Origin of the sequence: Vibrio sp. 10N.222.52.B7 (assembly GCF_041474275.1) — a bacterium.
GTDB classification, from domain to species: domain Bacteria; phylum Pseudomonadota; class Gammaproteobacteria; order Enterobacterales; family Vibrionaceae; genus Vibrio; species Vibrio crassostreae_C.
The window spans coordinates 1-407 of sequence record NZ_JBFRTU010000248.1; the positions used below are offsets into that span (position 1 = coordinate 1).

The window sequence follows — 407 nt, forward strand, 5'->3', positions numbered from 1 at the left end:
CGGTTGCTACTATACAGAGTTCAGTGTGAATTTCACTAATCGTTTCTCCATAAAACTAATAAATTACTCAGTAGCATTTAAGAATACTCGCCACACTTTATTCCGAACATCATTCTAACATTAGGTTGACACACTTTAGCTATTGCCGCTATTTTGTCTAAAACCATAAAAGACGGTCAATATGAAAGATAACCAATTCGCGAGCTTTGAGGATCTCCTCTCTCACCAAACCAACACTTTGACCGCATGCCAACCCAAAGATTTCGATAGCACTTTTTTCTTACTGGCAAGAGAAGCGCTCGCTTGGTTTAAGCTCGACAGACTTACCCTGTTTCCAAACTCAATGATTCTTCTGGATACAGGAAAAAGTATTTCCGTATCCCAAACAGATACTCCAGCGCTTGAAA

The 407-nt window shown here is 39.6% G+C and carries 1 pseudogene; it reads left to right on the forward strand.

The window, feature by feature from the left end:
• Window positions 1-181: 181 nt before the first annotated feature.
• Window positions 182-407, forward strand: a pseudogene (locus AB4512_RS22660) (DNA-binding response regulator); the annotation flags it as partial.